The sequence below is a fragment of the Prochlorococcus sp. MIT2309 genome (assembly GCF_059772305.1).
Genome location: NZ_CM186282.1, coordinates 140420 through 156286, shown reverse-complemented (window position 1 = coordinate 156286; position 15867 = coordinate 140420). Strand labels below are relative to the sequence as shown.

The window sequence follows — 15867 nt, the reverse complement described above, 5'->3', positions numbered from 1 at the left end:
ACTCTAAAAGGAACTTTGAAAAATCTATTTAATCTCACCAACGAGCAAACTGAAAGATGGATGAGAATTCTACTTAATAGGTCCAACGAAGTTGGAAGACTTGGAGAAGTTCCCGTTTCTGCAATAGTTCTTGATGGTAAAGGACGATGCATAGGCCATGGAAGCAATAGAAAAGAATGGGATAAGAATCCATTCGGCCACGCTGAAATTATCGCCATAAAACAAGCCTCGTTAATTAAAAAAGATTGGCGGCTAAATGACTGCACATTAATTGTCACACTTGAACCATGTCCAATGTGTGCTTCAGCAATAATTCAAGCAAGAATTGGGAAGGTAATCTACGGGGCTTCAGATACAAAGAGAGGTGGTCTTGGGGGAACTATTGATCTTTCGATTCATAAGAGCGCTCATCACAAAATGATCGTGCAAAAAGGCGTTTTAGAGGATCATGTTTCTGTGCAGTTAAAACGATGGTTTAAATCCAAAAGAGTTAACTCCTGAATTTTGGTAATTCTGTTTCGAATAAGTTTGATATTTTTTCTACATTTTCAGCTTTTGAATTAAATCCCATTAGACCAATTCTCCAGACTTTTCCAGCCAAATCTCCCAAACCACCACCAACCTCTACTCCAAAATTATTGAGTAAATGCAGTGAAAAGGCTTTACCATCAACATCATCTGGGATGCAAACTGTAGTCAAAGTAGGGAGTCTTAAATCAACAGGAACATGCATGCTCAACCCAATGCTCTCTAAATTAGACCATAGTTTTTCAGCATTAAGCCTGTGTCGGGCCCAAGCATTTTCGAGGCCTTCCTCACTGATAAGTCTTAAAGATTCTCTTATACCAAAATTCATATTTACGGGAGCAGTGTGATGATAAACACGATCACTACCCCAATATTGATTTAGTAAAGATACATCCAGATACCAATTAGGTACTTTCCCTTCCCTACGAGACAATTTTTCCTCTGCTCTATGATTCATTGTGAATGGCCCCAATCCAGGGGGGCAGCTCAAACCCTTTTGACTACAACTGTACGCAAGATCCACTTTCCATTGGTCAAGATAGAGAGGGACTCCGCCAAGAGATGTAACCGTATCAAGCAGCAAGAGAGTTCCATGTTCACGACAGAGATCACCAATACCTTCCATTGGCTGGCATACACCTGTGGAAGTTTCAGCATGAACAATTGCTAAAACATCAGGCTTATATTTTTTGAGGCCAGCTTCAATTTCCTCAAGTGAAAAAGCTTCCCCCCAATTCTTATTGATAGTTTTTACATCAGCTTGGTATCTTCCTGCCATATCAGCAAGGCGATGTCCGAAGTATCCTTTTATCCCGATCAGTACAGTATCCCCAGGTACAACAACATTCGCAAGAGTTGCCTCCATAGCGGCGCTACCTGTACCACTCATTGGAAGTGTAAGCCTATTGCTGGTTTGCCATGTATATCTGAGTAGCTCTTGAACTTCTCCCATCAAAGAGATGTAAAACGGATCAAGATGTCCTACAGGATTTAAGGAGAGTGCATCCAGCACAGCGGGATGTGCATTTGAGGGACCAGGCCCCAATAAAAGCCTTTCTGGAACTGATAAAGCTCCAAAATCTTTTTTATGGCAATTATCTACGGTTGGAAGAATTTGTGTACTCGTCAAGTTGCGAATATTCTATCTCCTTAAGAGCCTAAACATAAAGGTCGACTTGAGGGGAATTTTTCCTCGGATTGCAATAGCCTCTAAAAATTTTTAATGATTTATGCTTCGAGATCAAGAAAAGAGTGCCAAAAAGTACCCGTTGATACAAAACTAGAAAGGGACCGTAATTACGTTCTATAAAACAAAACAAACAAAAGTTAAAGATCCATGGCAAAAACACCCCAAGATGTACTTCGTCAAATAAAGGATGAGGGTATCGAGCTTGTTGATCTTAAATTTACTGACCTTCACGGAAAATGGCAGCATCTAACAGTCACGACAGATCTTATAGAGGAGGATTCATTTGGGGAAGGATTGGCTTTTGATGGCTCATCAATTCGTGGATGGAAGGCAATAAATGAGTCTGACATGGCAATGGTTCCCGATCCAAATACTGCCTGGATTGATCCTTTTTACAAACATAAAACACTCAGCTTGATCTGTTCCATACAAGAGCCAAGAAGTGGAGAGCCCTATGCAAGATGTCCAAGAGCTCTTGCGCAGAAAGCTCTGGGTTATTTATCTCAAACTGAGGTCGCCGATAAGGCCTATTTTGGTCCTGAGCCAGAATTCTTTCTCTTTGATGATGTCAGATACAACTCAAGTGAAGGAGGATGCTCTTACAGCGTTGACACAATAGAAGCCCCTTGGAATACAAACCGAGAAGAAGAAGGGGGGAATTTAGGCTATAAAATTCAATACAAAGAGGGATATTTCCCAGTTGCTCCAAACGATACTGCTCAAGATATTCGTTCGGAGATGCTTCTTCTGATGGGGCAATTAGGAATTCCTATTGAAAAGCACCATCATGAGGTGGCTGGAGCAAGTCAACATGAACTAGGAATGAAATTCGCACCGTTGATCAATGCTGCTGACAACGTGATGATTTACAAATATGTCGTTCGAAACATAGCTAAAAAATATGGAAAAACAGCGACTTTTATGCCTAAACCAGTTTTTAACGATAATGGTACTGGTATGCATGTCCACCAAAGCCTTTGGAAAGGGGAACAACCTTTATTTTTTGGTGAGGGAACATATGCAAACCTATCCCAAACGGCAAAGTGGTACATAGGAGGAATCCTTAAACATGCGCCATCATTCTTAGCATTCACCAACCCCACTACAAACAGCTACAAGCGTCTTGTACCCGGCTTTGAAGCACCCGTAAACCTTGTTTATTCTCAAGGAAATAGATCTGCGGCAGTTCGTATCCCGCTTACTGGTCCAAGCCCCAAGGCTAAAAGACTTGAATTTAGATCCGGTGATGCACTGGCTAATCCTTATATTGCTTTTTCAGCAATGATGATGGCAGGACTAGATGGAATTAAAAATCAAATAGACCCAGGCGATGGGGTCGATGTTGATTTATTTGAATTACCATCAAATGAGCTCGAAAGTATTAAAACTGTACCCTCCTCATTGAATGATGCACTAGATGCTTTGAGAGCAGACAACCAATACCTAAAGGAAGGAAATGTATTCACGGATGATTTCATTGATAATTGGATTTCTTTGAAATATGAGGAGGTACAACAGTTAAGGCAAAGACCTCATCCCCACGAATTCTTTATGTATTATGACGCATAAAGAATTTAATTTTATATCAATCCATTTAATTTATGTTTAAACTTTTGGATTAAATTGTTTTTTATTTAATACAATATTATTTCTAAATTTCTATAAAATATATTCTAATTTATCAAATTTATAGTGATTTTTATTAAAAGAAATCTGATAATTTTTGTTTTCAAATTTACGTTTATTAGATAAACAAAAAAATTCCAATTAAATTAAGTCTTAAGACATTGCTAAAACGATACCCCCTTCAGAAAAAATTTTTTAGATTTGTCAGTAATTTTTGCTTTTAGTCTCAGAAAATGATTATTTCTGTTGAAATAGTGTCATTGAGCTGAAGATCATGCCATCAACTAATCTTACAAAAATCGCTTACAGAACTTTACAGCAGGGCAAAAGCATAGCTGGTCTTGCTCACAAAGGTATAAGCACAAAACTAATGGAGCTTGTTTTTCCTGAAAGTGGATCAACCGACTTTCCCCTTCAAAAAGAACTTTTTAATGAGTTAAGAAAATCTATGAGTCGACTGGAAGAAATTGACTGGGCAGATGCAGAAGATGGTTATTACCCAAAATCTCAACTGTTTGAAGCTCCCTGGTTGGAATGGGCAAAAAATTATCCTTTAGTCTGGTTTGACATGCCTCTCACCTGGAATAGACGAAAGAAGAGAAACACAAGAGATATTCCTAAAGAAATTGATAAGGAACTATATCCAGATTATTATTTGCAGAATTTTCATCACCAGACAGATGGTTACTTAAGTGATCATTCTGCAGAACTATATGACATACAAGTAGAAATTCTTTTTAACGGTACAGCTGATTCCATGAGGAGAAGAATCATCCCGCCTTTAAAAAAGGGTCTTCTGAATTTCGAGAATCGATCACTTAACAAACTTAAAGTACTTGATGTAGCAACTGGAACGGGCAGAACTCTTCAGCAAATAAGAAGTGCTCTTCCATCAATTGAATTATTTGGGCAAGATTTATCAGGAGCATACTTAAAACAAGCCAGCAAGTACTTAAGCTGCCGGAAAGGGGATATGGTCCAATTAACCCGTGGTAATGCTGAGAAAACTGCTTTTGATGATAATTACTTTCAGGGAGTCTCTTGTGTTTTCCTACTTCATGAGCTACCAAGGAAAGCTCGCCAAAATGTAATTGAAGAATGTATGCGAATACTTGAACCTGGTGGAGTTTTTGTGTTAGCCGACTCTATACAAATGTCTGATTCCCCAAAATTTAGGGCAGTAATGGATAATTTCCACAAAGTTTTTCATGAACCCTACTACTATGACTACATAAATGACGATATTAACAAAAGATTATCAGAGGTAGGTTTCGAAAATATTTCTGCAGAATCTTTCTTTATGACTAGAGTTTGGTCGGCAAAGAAACCATTAAGTTAATTCAATGGAAAATGAAATCTGCTAAATCAAAATGGAGTGATGAATCAAAATCAAGCTTAAAATCACTTCACAATGAACTTTTAATAAACAATAGAGATTGGCATAAAAATAAATCAGACCCAGATAAAAGAGCTGCTGAATTATTAATTAGTGCGCTATCACAATTACTCAATGAGGGGGATAAAAAATATGTCATTGAGCTAATTCAACAAGCATCCAAATGGCTCAAAAACGAAGTTAAGGATCCTGGTTGTCCAGGTCATTAAGGTTCATCTTTTATGCGCGACCTGCAATCTATTCCCCTGCTTACTCCATCTCACGTCATCAAAGCACTGATGGATCAAATATAATCCTCTTCCAGTCTCAGCATCTAATCGGCTTGGGAGCTTATTTGTTCTAGCAAACAAGGGTATTCCATTCCCTTGATCTTGAATTTGAAAGACCAACCAATTGGGAGTTAAAATCCTCCGAACCCTTATTAATTTTTTCCGATCAAGAGAGTTACCATGCTTAACTGAATTAATCAGAGCTTCATGAAGTCCAAGTTGAAGTTGATCAATTGTGTGGTTATCTTTGACCGGTTCTAAAAGTAATTTTACTAAAGGTTTTAAATGTAGTGTGGATGGAGAAATAAACTCCATCCACTTGGTATCACGTTTCAAAATATTTTTTATTTTGAAAATTTTTTTTATGTAATTGAATGAGCCTCTGCTCATTTCAGAAAAATATCATCATTTCAGAAATCATAAGAAAATAATTCAAGATCATGATTTCATTTGCGAGATTGTAGTCCTGGATGATTAAGGATTGAATCCATCAATCGAACGCCTCTTAATTGGTTAATTAGAGGCATATGTCCATCTGGGGCGTTTATTGACCAATCAAATGAGCCTGGATACCTTGTCCAAACACCTTCATTTTTCCACCCAATCTTTGGCCAAAGCAATTCATATCGTCCATTCAGAGTTTCTAAAATTTTTGATTGAATTGAGAAACCAAACTTACCCTGGGAATAAGTCATCCAAAGTCGATCAATAGAAATTAAATCAATTTGGGGAATATTATCAACTTCTGAGAAATACACATAACCTCTTTTTTCAGCAGCAGGCCCTGCTAATTTCCTTAACGTCGCACTTGTAAATCGATCAGCCTCCTCAAAATTTTCATGAAGGAGGTTTTGTTGCAATATGGAATAATCTATTTCACGTTGTGAATTTACGTTTAACCATCCTTTGGGAAAATTTTGTAGTAACTCATCTAAATAATTTGGTTGATGTCGGTAAAGAATTTGCATTATCCACCCCGGGATCCAATCATCTCCATCGGGATCAAACCTGCTCAACCCAGCAAGTTGAAGTTCGGTAAAAGCCTCAGCTCTTTGCTCAATTTCAGAAATTAACGATTTTTTTTTCCTGGTTGATGCACCAGACAAAAGATCAATCAACTCATCAATGCTTAAATTAGAAGTGTCGGATTTTTGAGTTGGCATAACTTACATGTTTCCTCTGTTTTAAAAGCTTTATTCACTATGTCAGATATAGGGATCAATCGAAGAATTAGCTTCGAGGATTTTCGCAATACACAAGGGCCCCTTATTGATATTCGTAGTCCAGGGGAATACCTTCAAGGACATTGGCCAAGTGCAAAAAACCTTCCCTTATTTAATAATAGAGAACGAGAGGCTATTGGATATATTTATAAAAAAAAAGGTTCTCTTGAAGCAATTACACAAGGTCTTAAGGTAATAACGCCAAAATTAAGCTTTCTGAAAAATAGTGCCCGAGAAATTCAAAGAGATTCAATGGATTCAGATAGTTTGAAAAAATCAAATTTTTTAAGGGTGTATTGCTGGCGTGGTGGGTTGCGGTCTAAAAGTTATGTCTGGTTATTGAGCCAACTTGGCTTTAATACTGTTCAACTTATTGGTGGTTATAAAACATATCGAAAATGGGTTATTAATCAATTTGAATTAAATTGGAACCTAAATCTGATTGGAGGAAAAACTGGCTCTGGGAAGACTGAAATACTTAAATCATTAAGGGAAAAAAACATTCAGATAATTGATTTCGAGGGTTTAGCAAATCACCGTGGCAGCAGTTTCGGAGGGTTGGGACTCCCAAAACAGCCTAGTTGTGAACATTATGAAAACTTAATTTGTGAAAGCCTTCAAAAATCTAAAGCCAAAAATAAAGATCAAAAAATATGGGTTGAGGATGAAAGTCCAAATCTCGGTAAATGCAGAATACCTAATGCACTTATTAAACAAATGAAAGAAGCTCCAATGCTTGAAATACAAAAAAATAAAAATGAACGTATATCTGAATTGGTTAAAATTTATAGCTCAAATTCTCAAGAAGAATTGAAAGCAGCTACCCTACGAATACAAAAAAGACTTGGCCCGCAAAGGACAAAGATTGCGTTGGAAGAAATTCAAAAAAAGAATTGGGGTGGAGCATGTTCGATCATTCTGGATTACTATGACCGAGCCTATCAACATCAATTAGAAAGAATACCCCAAAGAAAATCTGTTGATCTTACTGGACTTGATTATGAAGCAGCTGCATTTAAACTATTAGAGGATGGATATGTTAATTAAATAGAAATCACCAAAAATACAAAAAATTATCAGAATTTCAATGATCAATAAACCTAACAAAGCCACATTAAAATTCAATGGAGAATATACCTTGAAAATTAAACCTAAAATAAGACTAAAGCGAGATCAAGATGGGAAAAAAGGAAAAGCAATTTTTACATTTAACTCAATAGATCAAGAAAATAAAAATTTATACGAGTCATTTAAGTACATGATAATGGAGGACCAAAATGGTCAAATAATCGCAAAGGAACTGACCTTAAAATCAATAAAAGAAGAATATTCGATTGAGGTTGTTCATCGATGGTCAAATCAAGATGAGTTTGAAAGGTTTATGAATTTTGCCACAAATCTCTCGAACACAAAGAAAATGAATACAATTAAATAAAGGGAGGTATTAAATTGAAATTTTTCAATTGGATCTCATTAATATTTTTATTTTTTGCTTTTATTATTCTTTGGACCCTTAAAGAAATATTAATTCAAATTTTTGCAAGTATTGTATTAGCATTATTATTCTGCTCAATAATTGGAGCAATTAAAAATAAACTAAAAATACCTAGAACAGCAGCTTTCTTATTAACGATATCTGGAATTATACTTTTCTTTACTCTTACTACAATACTAATCGTACCTCAATTTAGTAATGAATTTCAACAATTATTAAATCAATTACCCTCTGCTGCTATCGCTTTATGGAACTTAATAGATAAATATTTAAATGAATTATCCTTTCTGGTTTATGGTAAAAATACGGGGAGTTTTATAGAAAAGAGCGTATTAGAGGAACTTTTCCTCTCAATACCTGATGGTGCAACCATAGCAAATGGAATAACTGAAAGTATAAGAAATCTGCTTAGTTTCGCTGGTGACTTAGGAGTTGGTTTCCTTCAACTATTATTTATATTATCAGTAAGTCTTATGATTTCGGCACAACCAAATTCATATATAGAAGTATTTATTTTACTAGTACCTTCTTTCTATAGAAGAAGAGCTAGATTGATTTTAAAAACTTGTGGTGATGACTTAACCCATTGGATGCTTGGAGTACTTATTAGTTCAACTTTTGTAGCCATTTTAGCGGCAATTGGATTATATTTATTAGGAGTAAAACTTGTAATTGCAAATGCTTTAATAGCTGGTTTTCTAAACATCATTCCAAATGTAGGACCGACAATCAGCACAATATTTCCAATGTCCATGGCTTTACTTGATGCCCCATGGAAATCAATTGCAGTACTAGGTACATATATATTTATTCAAAATCTAGAAAGTTATATAATCACACCATCAATAATGCAAAAGCAAGTACGCCTTCTTCCTGGCCTAGCGTTAACAGCTCAGTTTGTTTTTACAATAATATTTGGTCCAATTGGCTTAATAATGGCACTACCACTTGCAGTGGTTGTACAAATTATAGGAAGAGAAATACTAGTTAAGGATATATTGGAAAGAAGGATAAAAAAAAATTAGATACTAAGCGAAAATAAAATTTCCTGAGAAATGTTTATACAAAAAAATGAGTATTAAAACTCATTTAAAAATAACTATCTAAGGCTGATATTTATAAAAGATCTCAAAAACACTATGTTAAAAATACTTTTTCGAGGTTTGATGGAGGCATCCAATGCATACTATGGAGATTCACTTGGATATAACACCTTTGGAAAAATAAAAACTGAGAAAAAGCAACCCTATAAAGTTAATGAATTTTGGGAGGAAGACTGCAAAATTCATCCATCTAGAGTCGCATGCTTAAATTACGATAGTTAAGAAGTTCAATCATCAAACTCAGGTTTGGGCTTTTTCTTAACCTTACCTGCCAAAATTTGATACAGAGCATCCAGAGAATTATAAATTTCCTTAAGTTCAGTTAATTCTGGCAATAGCCCGTCCTGATTGAGCATTTGATCTAAATCTCTTAGTTCCTGCCGGATATAACGAAGGTGAGAACTAACTTCTTCTCTCTTGCTGGTTGACATTAAAGGAAGTATGAATGTGTTAAGCCTTTCAAATATTAGAAAATAAGTCGAAAAAAAGAAACCTTTTAAATCGAAGAGTTTTCATAAATTGATTTTAAAGGACAACTAAAATAAAAAATTGTTCCTAAGAATTCAAAATCAACAATATTAAAAAGCTAATTCTAGTTTACTGCAAAAAGCATTTTGAAATGGATTAATTGAATTGTAGTTATACCAGAAAATACTTTCTTGTAAAATAAAGGTGTACTATTGTAGGCATTTATTAATTTCAGTTCCTCAAGGTAGATTTTTATGTCGAAATACAAAATTAAAAAATTGAAGCCCTGCTCAATAGATACTAATTGTAAGTTGATAAAAATATCAGCACCTGATTTAAATAATTCATTTTCAAAATTAGTTAAAATAGCAGAGTCTTTACCAAGAACATCAGTCATAACGTCAACAGATGAGTATTGGCATGGTATATGTAGAAGCTTAATTTTTAGATTTCCAGATGACTTAGAAATATTAAAAATAACCTCAGAGGGGATAATTCAAATCAAGTCAAGTTCTCGATTTGGTGTGTCTGATTTAGGCGTCAACAATTATAGAATTAAGAAAATTCACAAAGAATTAAGGCTGGCCACCGAAGAATAACATTGTTAATTATTGCTATAAGAATGTAAGAGACATTAAAAACACAGATGAGTTTATCTAAAAGAGATGATTTAAATTTAAAACTTGGGAATTTAATGCTTGCTATATGGCTTGCAACTGTTCCAACTGCAATAACCTATGGTGCACTCAGCTTGCATGGCCTCAACATTTGCAACTCATTGAGCACCAAAGTTGAGGAGAAATTAAGGCCTGACCTAAAGATTTCATGTGATCAATCTGCCTGGGAAACCACTCGAAGCTACATATTTTTAATTGGTTTTTTCATAACCCTACCTACATGGCTTTGGTTTTACCTTTCTGTTAGAAGGAAAAGAACAATCGAATCAGAGAAAAGCAGAGGCCTTTGATAAGAATTGTTAAAAAAGCGATAACCGCTGACATATTTCATGCAAATCAGCGAAATTAGTCTTAATATTTCCTTTATATTTGATTATTTTTTTTATTCGTGAGCAGTCCTACTTTACTTGCTGCGACAGCAGCGGTTGGTTTGATTATTATCGCTACTCCAGCCTTGGTAATGACATTAATTAATTGAGAAGGTAAAAAATTAATTACCGTAGATATTCTCAAGCTTAACTGCATAGTCTGATTCATTTACATCAGATGTGGTAGCGACCTTATTATTTAAGTATTTTTTCTTCGTGATTATCGATGAAGAAAAATATTCGTATAAAAGATCTTTTAATAATAATTTGAATAAAATTGTAAAGGCACTTATTAGACGATTAAGAGTTTCAATAATTTCTGAAATGATAGATAATATCTGCTCAGACTTATGGCTATGTAGAGATAGCGCACAAAAGCTCCAAAAAAGAATCGAAACAACAAGAAAAAATAAAATATCAAGCATGGAGATCAAAGTTAATTTTTTTGCAAATAAACTGCATCATTTCTATATTTAGAGAATTAAAAACACTTTGTGTTTAATGGCTTTAAGGGAATTTAATAGTGATTGAAAAATTAACCATAAAAAATTTCTGCTATCTATAGCTTTATATAAATTTAAGAAAAAGCAATAAAAATAAGTAATTTGACTCTAATAAATATTAAAAGTCGTAAAGAAATATATAAAAAGAATATTTACTTATATCAGATATCTTGATTTCCTTAATTAAGAGTAAGAGGAAATATAGTTATTACTTTTCATATCCTGAATTAGAAATAAAGGATAATTTAAAAAAATTATTAATGTTCCAGTTTGTATTATCGGAAATTGTATCAGCATCGTTAGAATTCTTTGCGGTTAAGATATTCCAATCAGCTTCCTCAATAGCAGAAAAAAGCAGTAAAGCAGCGTATATAAAATAGAATACAGTCTGATTACCTATCTGGTTAAAGCTATTGGTAGAACTAGATGAGTTATTAGACGAAAAATTAACTATCTTATTATATGCTGCTTTACCAGTGGTTCCATTTAAATAATCTAATTCTTTAGGAAAGGCCATTAAAACTCATGTTAAGAATCGATCTAATAATGCTTTATTACTTAATTTATGCAAGTAAGATAATTAATTTACCTTGAAATGCAAACCTTAGTTGTATCTAGATGTGCAGTAAAGGTTAAAAGGTTATTTACTCTTTAAAAAACAGAGTTGACTTTAGCAATGCGTGGGTTAATTTGAAAAAAATAGGTATACATCGGTCGTCATGTTAAAAGGAATAGAGGACTCCATTGTTGAAAGTCTAGCCAATGTTTTATCAAGGTCTTCTAAAATCAACAAAAAAGATCAGCTCGCTCTTCAAAAAGAATATAAAGAATGGCTAGATGGATCATCAATACAAGAGGAAATACTAGTTATAGATGAGCACACCTTTCAAAATCATGATATGTAGCTATTTATCCCTTTTTTAAAATATCTATAACTTGATCAGCATTAACGTAGAAAATAAGTCCCGTATCTATATCTTGAACTTGAAAAATAGTATTAACTTTTGAATTACTTGATCCTCCTACTGAAAAAAGAACTAAACCAAAACATAGATTTTGCTTTGATGTAGATTCAATTTCTGATATAAGAACTATATCCCCTATAGAAACATCAAGAAAAACTTTATTTTTTGAATTATCTAAATGCATAGATTTGTTTTTTGATATTTTAGTAAAATTACAGATTGGATAGTGAAAACTATTCTAAAAGATTATTTTATTAGAGAATTATTATAATTTATTAATAAACTCAACTTGTAAAACGTATAATAATTATTTAAGAAACATGGTTGGATGTAAATATAGAATAACAATGATAAACTAAGTTAATATGATTTTTCTTCAAATCACAAATGCCTCAGAAGTGGTGAGAGCAAAGGCAGGTAAAATATTTGAAAAAATGACTCCTGATCAAATTGATCAAAAATTAGTTGAAACTCAAGTTATCCAAACGATGATAGAACAATTAAAAGCTGAGGGGCTTAAAGGTGAAATTTCAATAGTGAAAGGTTTAGAAATTAAAGACGATACTCTTTTAACTAAATCAAACTTCAACATAAAAGAAACTAAAATTTTCTAAAGTTACCATAGCATCACCAAAATGAATGAGGCTACAAGGAGAATATTGCCACCTTGGATGCAAAGAGTTAAATCAGGATTAAAAAGAAATGGGAAAAATACAAGTTCAAAATGGATACAATTGGCCACCATCTCAAAAACAAATAAACCAAAAGTAAGAACTGTAGTATTTAGAGGGTGGAATGAGATAAATCAACTTAAAATCTTTTCAGATTCAAGGAGTGAAAAAATTTCGGACATAGAAAACTGCAAAGATGTTGAGATATGCTGGATCTTTAAGTCTGCCAAAACACAATTCAGATTTATTGGAGAAGCAGATTTTGCTTCTGAAATTATTTCAAAGAGAGAATGGGCAAACCTCAATACAAATTCAAAGTCTCTGTGGTTTTGGCCCAATCCTTCAGCAAAATTCTCTTTAAATTCAGAATTCCCTTTGAGCGTGAAAAGCAATGTTGAGATGCCAGACAATTTTTTAGTTATATTGGTAAAAATTAATTGTGTTGAGGAACTCAATCTTAGTCCATTACCACATCACAGATACAGGTGGAGAATTGAGAATAATTGGGAAGTGGAAAGGATTAATCCTTGATAATGAATGAAATATTTAATTATCAAAATAACTATTATAACAATATAAAATCTTAAATATATACGATGATTGAAATTTTAATTATATTTAAAAAAATAAGTTGTATGGAAAATACAATAGTAATAAGTCTATAAAATCAAAGATGATGAATTTATACTAGAGTGTATATGCCTTTTTAAATCTGGTTGAAATTAATAGTATGATTAAAGATAAAAAGGTGAAGCTGGCCGATTACTCTCCCTACCCATTCGCAATACCTGAGATATCACTTGATTTTTGTATAAAGAAAAAATTGATAGATATTACTTCCTCTATGACCATTAAACCAAAGAATAATTGCGCTAAATCATTATTACTTAAAGGCGAGAATATTATTATTAAATCATTGAAAATTGATAGTATACTTATTGACAAAGATAAATACACGGTTAATGGAAGCGAGCTAGAGATAAAAAATATACCAGAAAATATTTTTAAATTAGAAATAAAAAGTGAATTAGACCCATATAATAATGCATCGCTTGAAGGATTATATTCCAGTTGTGATATTATCACTACTCAGTGCGAGGCTGAGGGGTTTAGACGTATATGTTTCCACCCTGATAGACCGGATGTTCTTAGTAAATATACAGTAAGGATTGAGGCAGATAAGAAAAAATATCCAATTCTATTATCAAATGGGAATAAGATCTTTGAATCAAAGTTAAAAGATGATCCAACTAGGCATGAAGTAGTGTGGGAAGATCCATTTCCCAAGCCATCATATTTATTTGCATTAGTAGCTGGGAAACTAAATAAAGTATCATCAAGTTACAAAACAAAATCAGGGAAAATAGTTGAGATTTTCATATATGTAGAGCCTGGAGATGAGAAATTTACAGATCATGCAATTAAGTCGCTGAAAAGGGCTATGAAATGGGATGAGGAGATATACAAATTAGAGTATGATTTAAAAATTTTTAACATAGTTGCCATCAGACACTTCAACATGGGAGCCATGGAAAATAAGAGTTTGAATATATTTAATTCAAAGTTAGTTTTAGCCGATTCATCTATAGCAACTGATCCCGAATTAGAAAGGATAGAAAGTGTAATAGCACATGAATACTTTCATAATTGGACAGGAAATAGGATAACTTGTAGAGATTGGTTTCAATTATCTCTTAAAGAAGGACTAACTGTCTTTAGAGATCAAACATTTACATCAGATATACACTCAGAATCAATTAAAAGAATAGAGGATGTATCTCTATTACGTAATATTCAATTCAAAGAAGATAGTGGGCCCACATCTCATCCAGTAAAGCCAAAAGAATATTTAGCAATAGATAATTTTTATACTACAACGATTTATGAAAAAGGAGCAGAGGTAATAAGAATACTTCAAACACTATTAGGTAAAGAAAACTACTTCAAAGGGATAGCAAACTATATAAATAAATTTGATGGAACTGCTTGTACGACAGAAGATTTTGTATATTCTGTTTTTGAAGGCGCTTTAAAAAATGGATATAAAGCTAAGTTTGATATTGAACAATTTATAGAATGGTACAATCAACCAGGGACACCAAGTATCTCAATAAGGAGATTTTGGAACAGCGATTTGGGGCAATTGAAATTATCAATAAATCAAAGTAATGATAATAAATATTCGCATAAAAAAATCCCTTTAGTTATTCCAATTGAAATGGCTATAATATGCAATAATAAAATTAAAAAGGTTGATACGTTAATTTTAGATAAGAAATCAGAAGAATTTACTTTTAAAAATCTTCCCAAAAATAGCGATAAACCTATAATTTCACTATTTCGTAACTTCTCGGCTCCAGTAAACTGGATATCTGATTTAACAATAGATGAGCAACTTTCCTTAATTAGAAACGATAATGATTTATTTACCATTTGGAATACTTTTCAGTTACTTACTAAAAAAGCAATTATTGCTAGAGCAGATGAGGCTCCTGACTCATCTCTAGAAAGTTCAATAATTAAAGCACTTAGTAGTCTTATTGATAGATTCGGAACAAAAAATCCAGGATTTTTATCATTGATTCTTGATATACCAAAAGTTTCAGAGCTAGAACTCTATCAGAACCAAATTAATCCAATTGCACTAAAAGATTCATATGAATACTTCTTATCAAAAATTTCAAGGTCACTTAAAAATGATCTACAGAAATTATTTATAAAATATAAGAGTTTTGAATTATATGAGTGGCCAAAAGGTCAATATGAAAGAAAACTAATTGAAAAAATAATGTCAATTAGAATTCATGAAAATGACGATTCTATTAACAATGAAATACTTGAATTTGTTAAAGGAGAATCTATGACATTAGCCAAAGCATCATTAAATGCTCTGATAAATATTAATTGCAAAGAAAGAAACATAGCCTTAGATATATTTTATAAAAAATGGAATAACAATCCTGTAATTTTAGATACTTGGTTCAATTTAAAAGCAAGAATACCTGAAAATTCGATTTCAGATTTGCAAGATTTAATATCCCATCCTTTGTTTGATCCAATTGCCCCTAACTCAATAAGAGCTGTAATGGGTGGAGTTATACAAAACATATCAGTATTTCACTCTAAAGATGGTTCTGGATACATATTTATTGCAGATCAAATTAAAGAGATTGACAGTAGGAATCCAATTACAGCGTCAAGACTCTTAAAAATATTTAGCAAATGGCAAAATTATAGCCAACCTTATAGAAAACATATGTTTGATGCTTTGATGCAACTAAAAAAGCACGAATTATCTAATAATACAACAGAAGTAATTGAACTTATACTTAAATAAATAATCAACAATATATGAAAAAATAAATATAAACTCAAAAATAATATAA

General features: G+C 33.0%; 21 protein-coding genes. 14 read left to right on the top strand and 7 right to left on the bottom strand.

What is annotated here, in order from left to right; all coding sequences use genetic code 11:
• Nucleotides 1-60: 60 nt before the first annotated feature.
• Nucleotides 61-501, top strand: coding sequence for a nucleoside deaminase (locus AC6EJA_RS00825; RefSeq protein WP_498503515.1), 441 nt, complete (start codon nucleotides 61-63; stop codon nucleotides 499-501).
• On the opposite strand, the gene AC6EJA_RS00820 is transcribed toward AC6EJA_RS00825, so the two are convergent.
• Nucleotides 491-1642: a pyridoxal-phosphate-dependent aminotransferase family protein gene (locus AC6EJA_RS00820; protein ID WP_498503514.1), complete on the bottom strand. Its 1152-nt coding sequence runs from the start codon at nucleotides 1640-1642 to the stop codon at nucleotides 491-493. The two genes, AC6EJA_RS00825 and AC6EJA_RS00820, sit on opposite strands and share 11 nt — an antisense overlap.
• A 222-nt stretch (nucleotides 1643-1864) precedes the next feature.
• Between AC6EJA_RS00820 and glnA the strand changes: the two genes are divergently transcribed.
• From glnA to AC6EJA_RS00805, 3 genes are all read left to right on the top strand, one after another.
• Nucleotides 1865-3286: a type I glutamate--ammonia ligase gene (glnA, locus tag AC6EJA_RS00815; RefSeq protein ID WP_498502638.1), complete on the top strand. Its 1422-nt coding sequence runs from the start codon at nucleotides 1865-1867 to the stop codon at nucleotides 3284-3286.
• Between the two features lie 331 nt (nucleotides 3287-3617).
• Entirely contained in the window at nucleotides 3618-4682 is a 1065-nt protein-coding gene (locus tag AC6EJA_RS00810; protein WP_498502637.1) for a class I SAM-dependent methyltransferase, read from the top strand.
• 11 nt (nucleotides 4683-4693) lie between these two features.
• On the top strand, nucleotides 4694-4948 hold the full coding sequence (locus tag AC6EJA_RS00805) for a DUF6439 family protein (protein WP_498502636.1): 255 nt from the start codon (nucleotides 4694-4696) through the stop codon (nucleotides 4946-4948).
• Between the two features lie 3 nt (nucleotides 4949-4951).
• Here AC6EJA_RS00805 and AC6EJA_RS00800 read toward each other — a convergent pair whose 3' ends face one another.
• Nucleotides 4952-5344: an ATP-binding protein gene (locus tag AC6EJA_RS00800; protein WP_498502635.1), complete on the bottom strand. Its 393-nt coding sequence runs from the start codon at nucleotides 5342-5344 to the stop codon at nucleotides 4952-4954.
• A gap of 110 nt (nucleotides 5345-5454) precedes the next feature.
• Nucleotides 5455-6171: a GUN4 domain-containing protein gene (locus AC6EJA_RS00795; RefSeq protein ID WP_498502634.1), complete on the bottom strand. Its 717-nt coding sequence runs from the start codon at nucleotides 6169-6171 to the stop codon at nucleotides 5455-5457.
• A 39-nt stretch (nucleotides 6172-6210) separates the two neighbouring features.
• Here AC6EJA_RS00795 and mnmH point away from each other — a divergent pair, with 39 nt between their 5' ends.
• The 4 genes from mnmH to AC6EJA_RS00775 all read left to right on the top strand — a co-directional run bounded on the left by mnmH (nucleotide 6211) and on the right by AC6EJA_RS00775 (nucleotide 9051).
• Nucleotides 6211-7278, top strand: coding sequence for a tRNA 2-selenouridine(34) synthase MnmH (gene mnmH / locus AC6EJA_RS00790; RefSeq protein WP_498502633.1), 1068 nt, complete (start codon nucleotides 6211-6213; stop codon nucleotides 7276-7278).
• 91 nt (nucleotides 7279-7369) lie between these two features.
• Nucleotides 7370-7666, top strand: coding sequence for a photosystem II reaction center protein Psb28 (gene psb28 / locus AC6EJA_RS00785; protein WP_498502632.1), 297 nt, complete (start codon nucleotides 7370-7372; stop codon nucleotides 7664-7666).
• 14 nt (nucleotides 7667-7680) lie between these two features.
• Nucleotides 7681-8751 carry an AI-2E family transporter gene (locus tag AC6EJA_RS00780; protein ID WP_498502631.1) on the top strand — a complete coding sequence of 357 codons (1071 nt, stop codon included), beginning with the start codon at nucleotides 7681-7683 and terminating at the stop codon, nucleotides 8749-8751.
• A gap of 114 nt (nucleotides 8752-8865) precedes the next feature.
• Nucleotides 8866-9051, top strand: coding sequence for a hypothetical protein (locus AC6EJA_RS00775; RefSeq protein WP_498502630.1), 186 nt, complete (start codon nucleotides 8866-8868; stop codon nucleotides 9049-9051).
• A 5-nt stretch (nucleotides 9052-9056) separates the two neighbouring features.
• Here the strand turns inward: AC6EJA_RS00775 and AC6EJA_RS00770 are convergent, their stop codons facing one another.
• Nucleotides 9057-9260: a DUF8635 family protein gene (locus AC6EJA_RS00770; protein ID WP_498502629.1), complete on the bottom strand. Its 204-nt coding sequence runs from the start codon at nucleotides 9258-9260 to the stop codon at nucleotides 9057-9059.
• A 291-nt stretch (nucleotides 9261-9551) separates the two neighbouring features.
• On the opposite strand from AC6EJA_RS00770, the gene AC6EJA_RS00765 reads away from it, so the two are divergent.
• Together AC6EJA_RS00765 and AC6EJA_RS00760 are read left to right on the top strand one after the other, a co-directional pair.
• The gene (locus AC6EJA_RS00765) at nucleotides 9552-9896 is read left to right on the top strand and encodes a DUF1499 domain-containing protein (protein WP_498502628.1); all 345 of its coding nucleotides are present in this window, start codon (nucleotides 9552-9554) and stop codon (nucleotides 9894-9896) included.
• Nucleotides 9897-9943: 47 nt separating this feature from the next.
• On the top strand, nucleotides 9944-10264 hold the full coding sequence (locus tag AC6EJA_RS00760; RefSeq protein ID WP_498502627.1) for a hypothetical protein: 321 nt from the start codon (nucleotides 9944-9946) through the stop codon (nucleotides 10262-10264).
• Between the two features lie 73 nt (nucleotides 10265-10337).
• On the opposite strand, the gene AC6EJA_RS00755 is transcribed toward AC6EJA_RS00760, so the two are convergent.
• Nucleotides 10338-10511 carry a hypothetical protein gene (locus tag AC6EJA_RS00755; protein ID WP_498502626.1) on the bottom strand — a complete coding sequence of 58 codons (174 nt, stop codon included), beginning with the start codon at nucleotides 10509-10511 and terminating at the stop codon, nucleotides 10338-10340.
• Between the two features lie 542 nt (nucleotides 10512-11053).
• Nucleotides 11054-11362, bottom strand: coding sequence for a hypothetical protein (locus AC6EJA_RS00750; RefSeq protein ID WP_498502625.1), 309 nt, complete (start codon nucleotides 11360-11362; stop codon nucleotides 11054-11056).
• A 202-nt stretch (nucleotides 11363-11564) separates the two neighbouring features.
• On the opposite strand from AC6EJA_RS00750, the gene AC6EJA_RS00745 reads away from it, so the two are divergent.
• Nucleotides 11565-11750: a hypothetical protein gene (locus AC6EJA_RS00745; RefSeq protein ID WP_498502624.1), complete on the top strand. Its 186-nt coding sequence runs from the start codon at nucleotides 11565-11567 to the stop codon at nucleotides 11748-11750.
• 4 nt (nucleotides 11751-11754) lie between these two features.
• On the opposite strand, the gene AC6EJA_RS00740 is transcribed toward AC6EJA_RS00745, so the two are convergent.
• Nucleotides 11755-11994, bottom strand: coding sequence for a DUF3104 domain-containing protein (locus tag AC6EJA_RS00740; RefSeq protein WP_498502623.1), 240 nt, complete (start codon nucleotides 11992-11994; stop codon nucleotides 11755-11757).
• 181 nt (nucleotides 11995-12175) lie between these two features.
• Between AC6EJA_RS00740 and AC6EJA_RS00735 the strand changes: the two genes are divergently transcribed.
• From AC6EJA_RS00735 to pepN, 3 genes are all read left to right on the top strand, one after another.
• The gene (locus AC6EJA_RS00735; protein WP_498502622.1) at nucleotides 12176-12424 is read left to right on the top strand and encodes a DUF8653 family protein; all 249 of its coding nucleotides are present in this window, start codon (nucleotides 12176-12178) and stop codon (nucleotides 12422-12424) included.
• Between the two features lie 21 nt (nucleotides 12425-12445).
• Nucleotides 12446-13012 (top strand): pyridoxamine 5'-phosphate oxidase family protein, encoded by a 567-nt coding sequence (locus AC6EJA_RS00730; protein ID WP_498502621.1) that lies wholly within the window; start codon nucleotides 12446-12448, stop codon nucleotides 13010-13012.
• 199 nt (nucleotides 13013-13211) lie between these two features.
• Nucleotides 13212-15818, top strand: a complete 2607-nt coding sequence (gene pepN / locus AC6EJA_RS00725) for an aminopeptidase N (protein WP_498502620.1) — start codon at nucleotides 13212-13214, stop codon at nucleotides 15816-15818.
• Nucleotides 15819-15867: the final 49 nt, after the last annotated feature.

Coding starts and splice junctions, on each gene's coding strand:
- AC6EJA_RS00825 (WP_498503515.1), top strand. CDS start 61: ATGAGAATTCTACTTAATAGGTCCAACGAAGTTGGAAGACTTGGAGAA.
- glnA (WP_498502638.1), top strand. CDS start 1,865: ATGGCAAAAACACCCCAAGATGTACTTCGTCAAATAAAGGATGAGGGT.
- AC6EJA_RS00810 (WP_498502637.1), top strand. CDS start 3,618: ATGCCATCAACTAATCTTACAAAAATCGCTTACAGAACTTTACAGCAG.
- AC6EJA_RS00805 (WP_498502636.1), top strand. CDS start 4,694: ATGAAATCTGCTAAATCAAAATGGAGTGATGAATCAAAATCAAGCTTA.
- AC6EJA_RS00795 (WP_498502634.1), bottom strand. CDS start 6,171: ATGCCAACTCAAAAATCCGACACTTCTAATTTAAGCATTGATGAGTTG.
- mnmH (WP_498502633.1), top strand. CDS start 6,211: ATGTCAGATATAGGGATCAATCGAAGAATTAGCTTCGAGGATTTTCGC.
- AC6EJA_RS00775 (WP_498502630.1), top strand. CDS start 8,866: ATGTTAAAAATACTTTTTCGAGGTTTGATGGAGGCATCCAATGCATAC.
- AC6EJA_RS00770 (WP_498502629.1), bottom strand. CDS start 9,260: ATGTCAACCAGCAAGAGAGAAGAAGTTAGTTCTCACCTTCGTTATATC.
- AC6EJA_RS00765 (WP_498502628.1), top strand. CDS start 9,552: ATGTCGAAATACAAAATTAAAAAATTGAAGCCCTGCTCAATAGATACT.
- AC6EJA_RS00760 (WP_498502627.1), top strand. CDS start 9,944: ATGAGTTTATCTAAAAGAGATGATTTAAATTTAAAACTTGGGAATTTA.
- AC6EJA_RS00755 (WP_498502626.1), bottom strand. CDS start 10,511: ATGAATCAGACTATGCAGTTAAGCTTGAGAATATCTACGGTAATTAAT.
- AC6EJA_RS00750 (WP_498502625.1), bottom strand. CDS start 11,362: ATGGCCTTTCCTAAAGAATTAGATTATTTAAATGGAACCACTGGTAAA.
- AC6EJA_RS00745 (WP_498502624.1), top strand. CDS start 11,565: ATGTTAAAAGGAATAGAGGACTCCATTGTTGAAAGTCTAGCCAATGTT.
- AC6EJA_RS00740 (WP_498502623.1), bottom strand. CDS start 11,994: ATGCATTTAGATAATTCAAAAAATAAAGTTTTTCTTGATGTTTCTATA.
- AC6EJA_RS00735 (WP_498502622.1), top strand. CDS start 12,176: ATGATTTTTCTTCAAATCACAAATGCCTCAGAAGTGGTGAGAGCAAAG.
- AC6EJA_RS00730 (WP_498502621.1), top strand. CDS start 12,446: ATGAATGAGGCTACAAGGAGAATATTGCCACCTTGGATGCAAAGAGTT.
- pepN (WP_498502620.1), top strand. CDS start 13,212: ATGATTAAAGATAAAAAGGTGAAGCTGGCCGATTACTCTCCCTACCCA.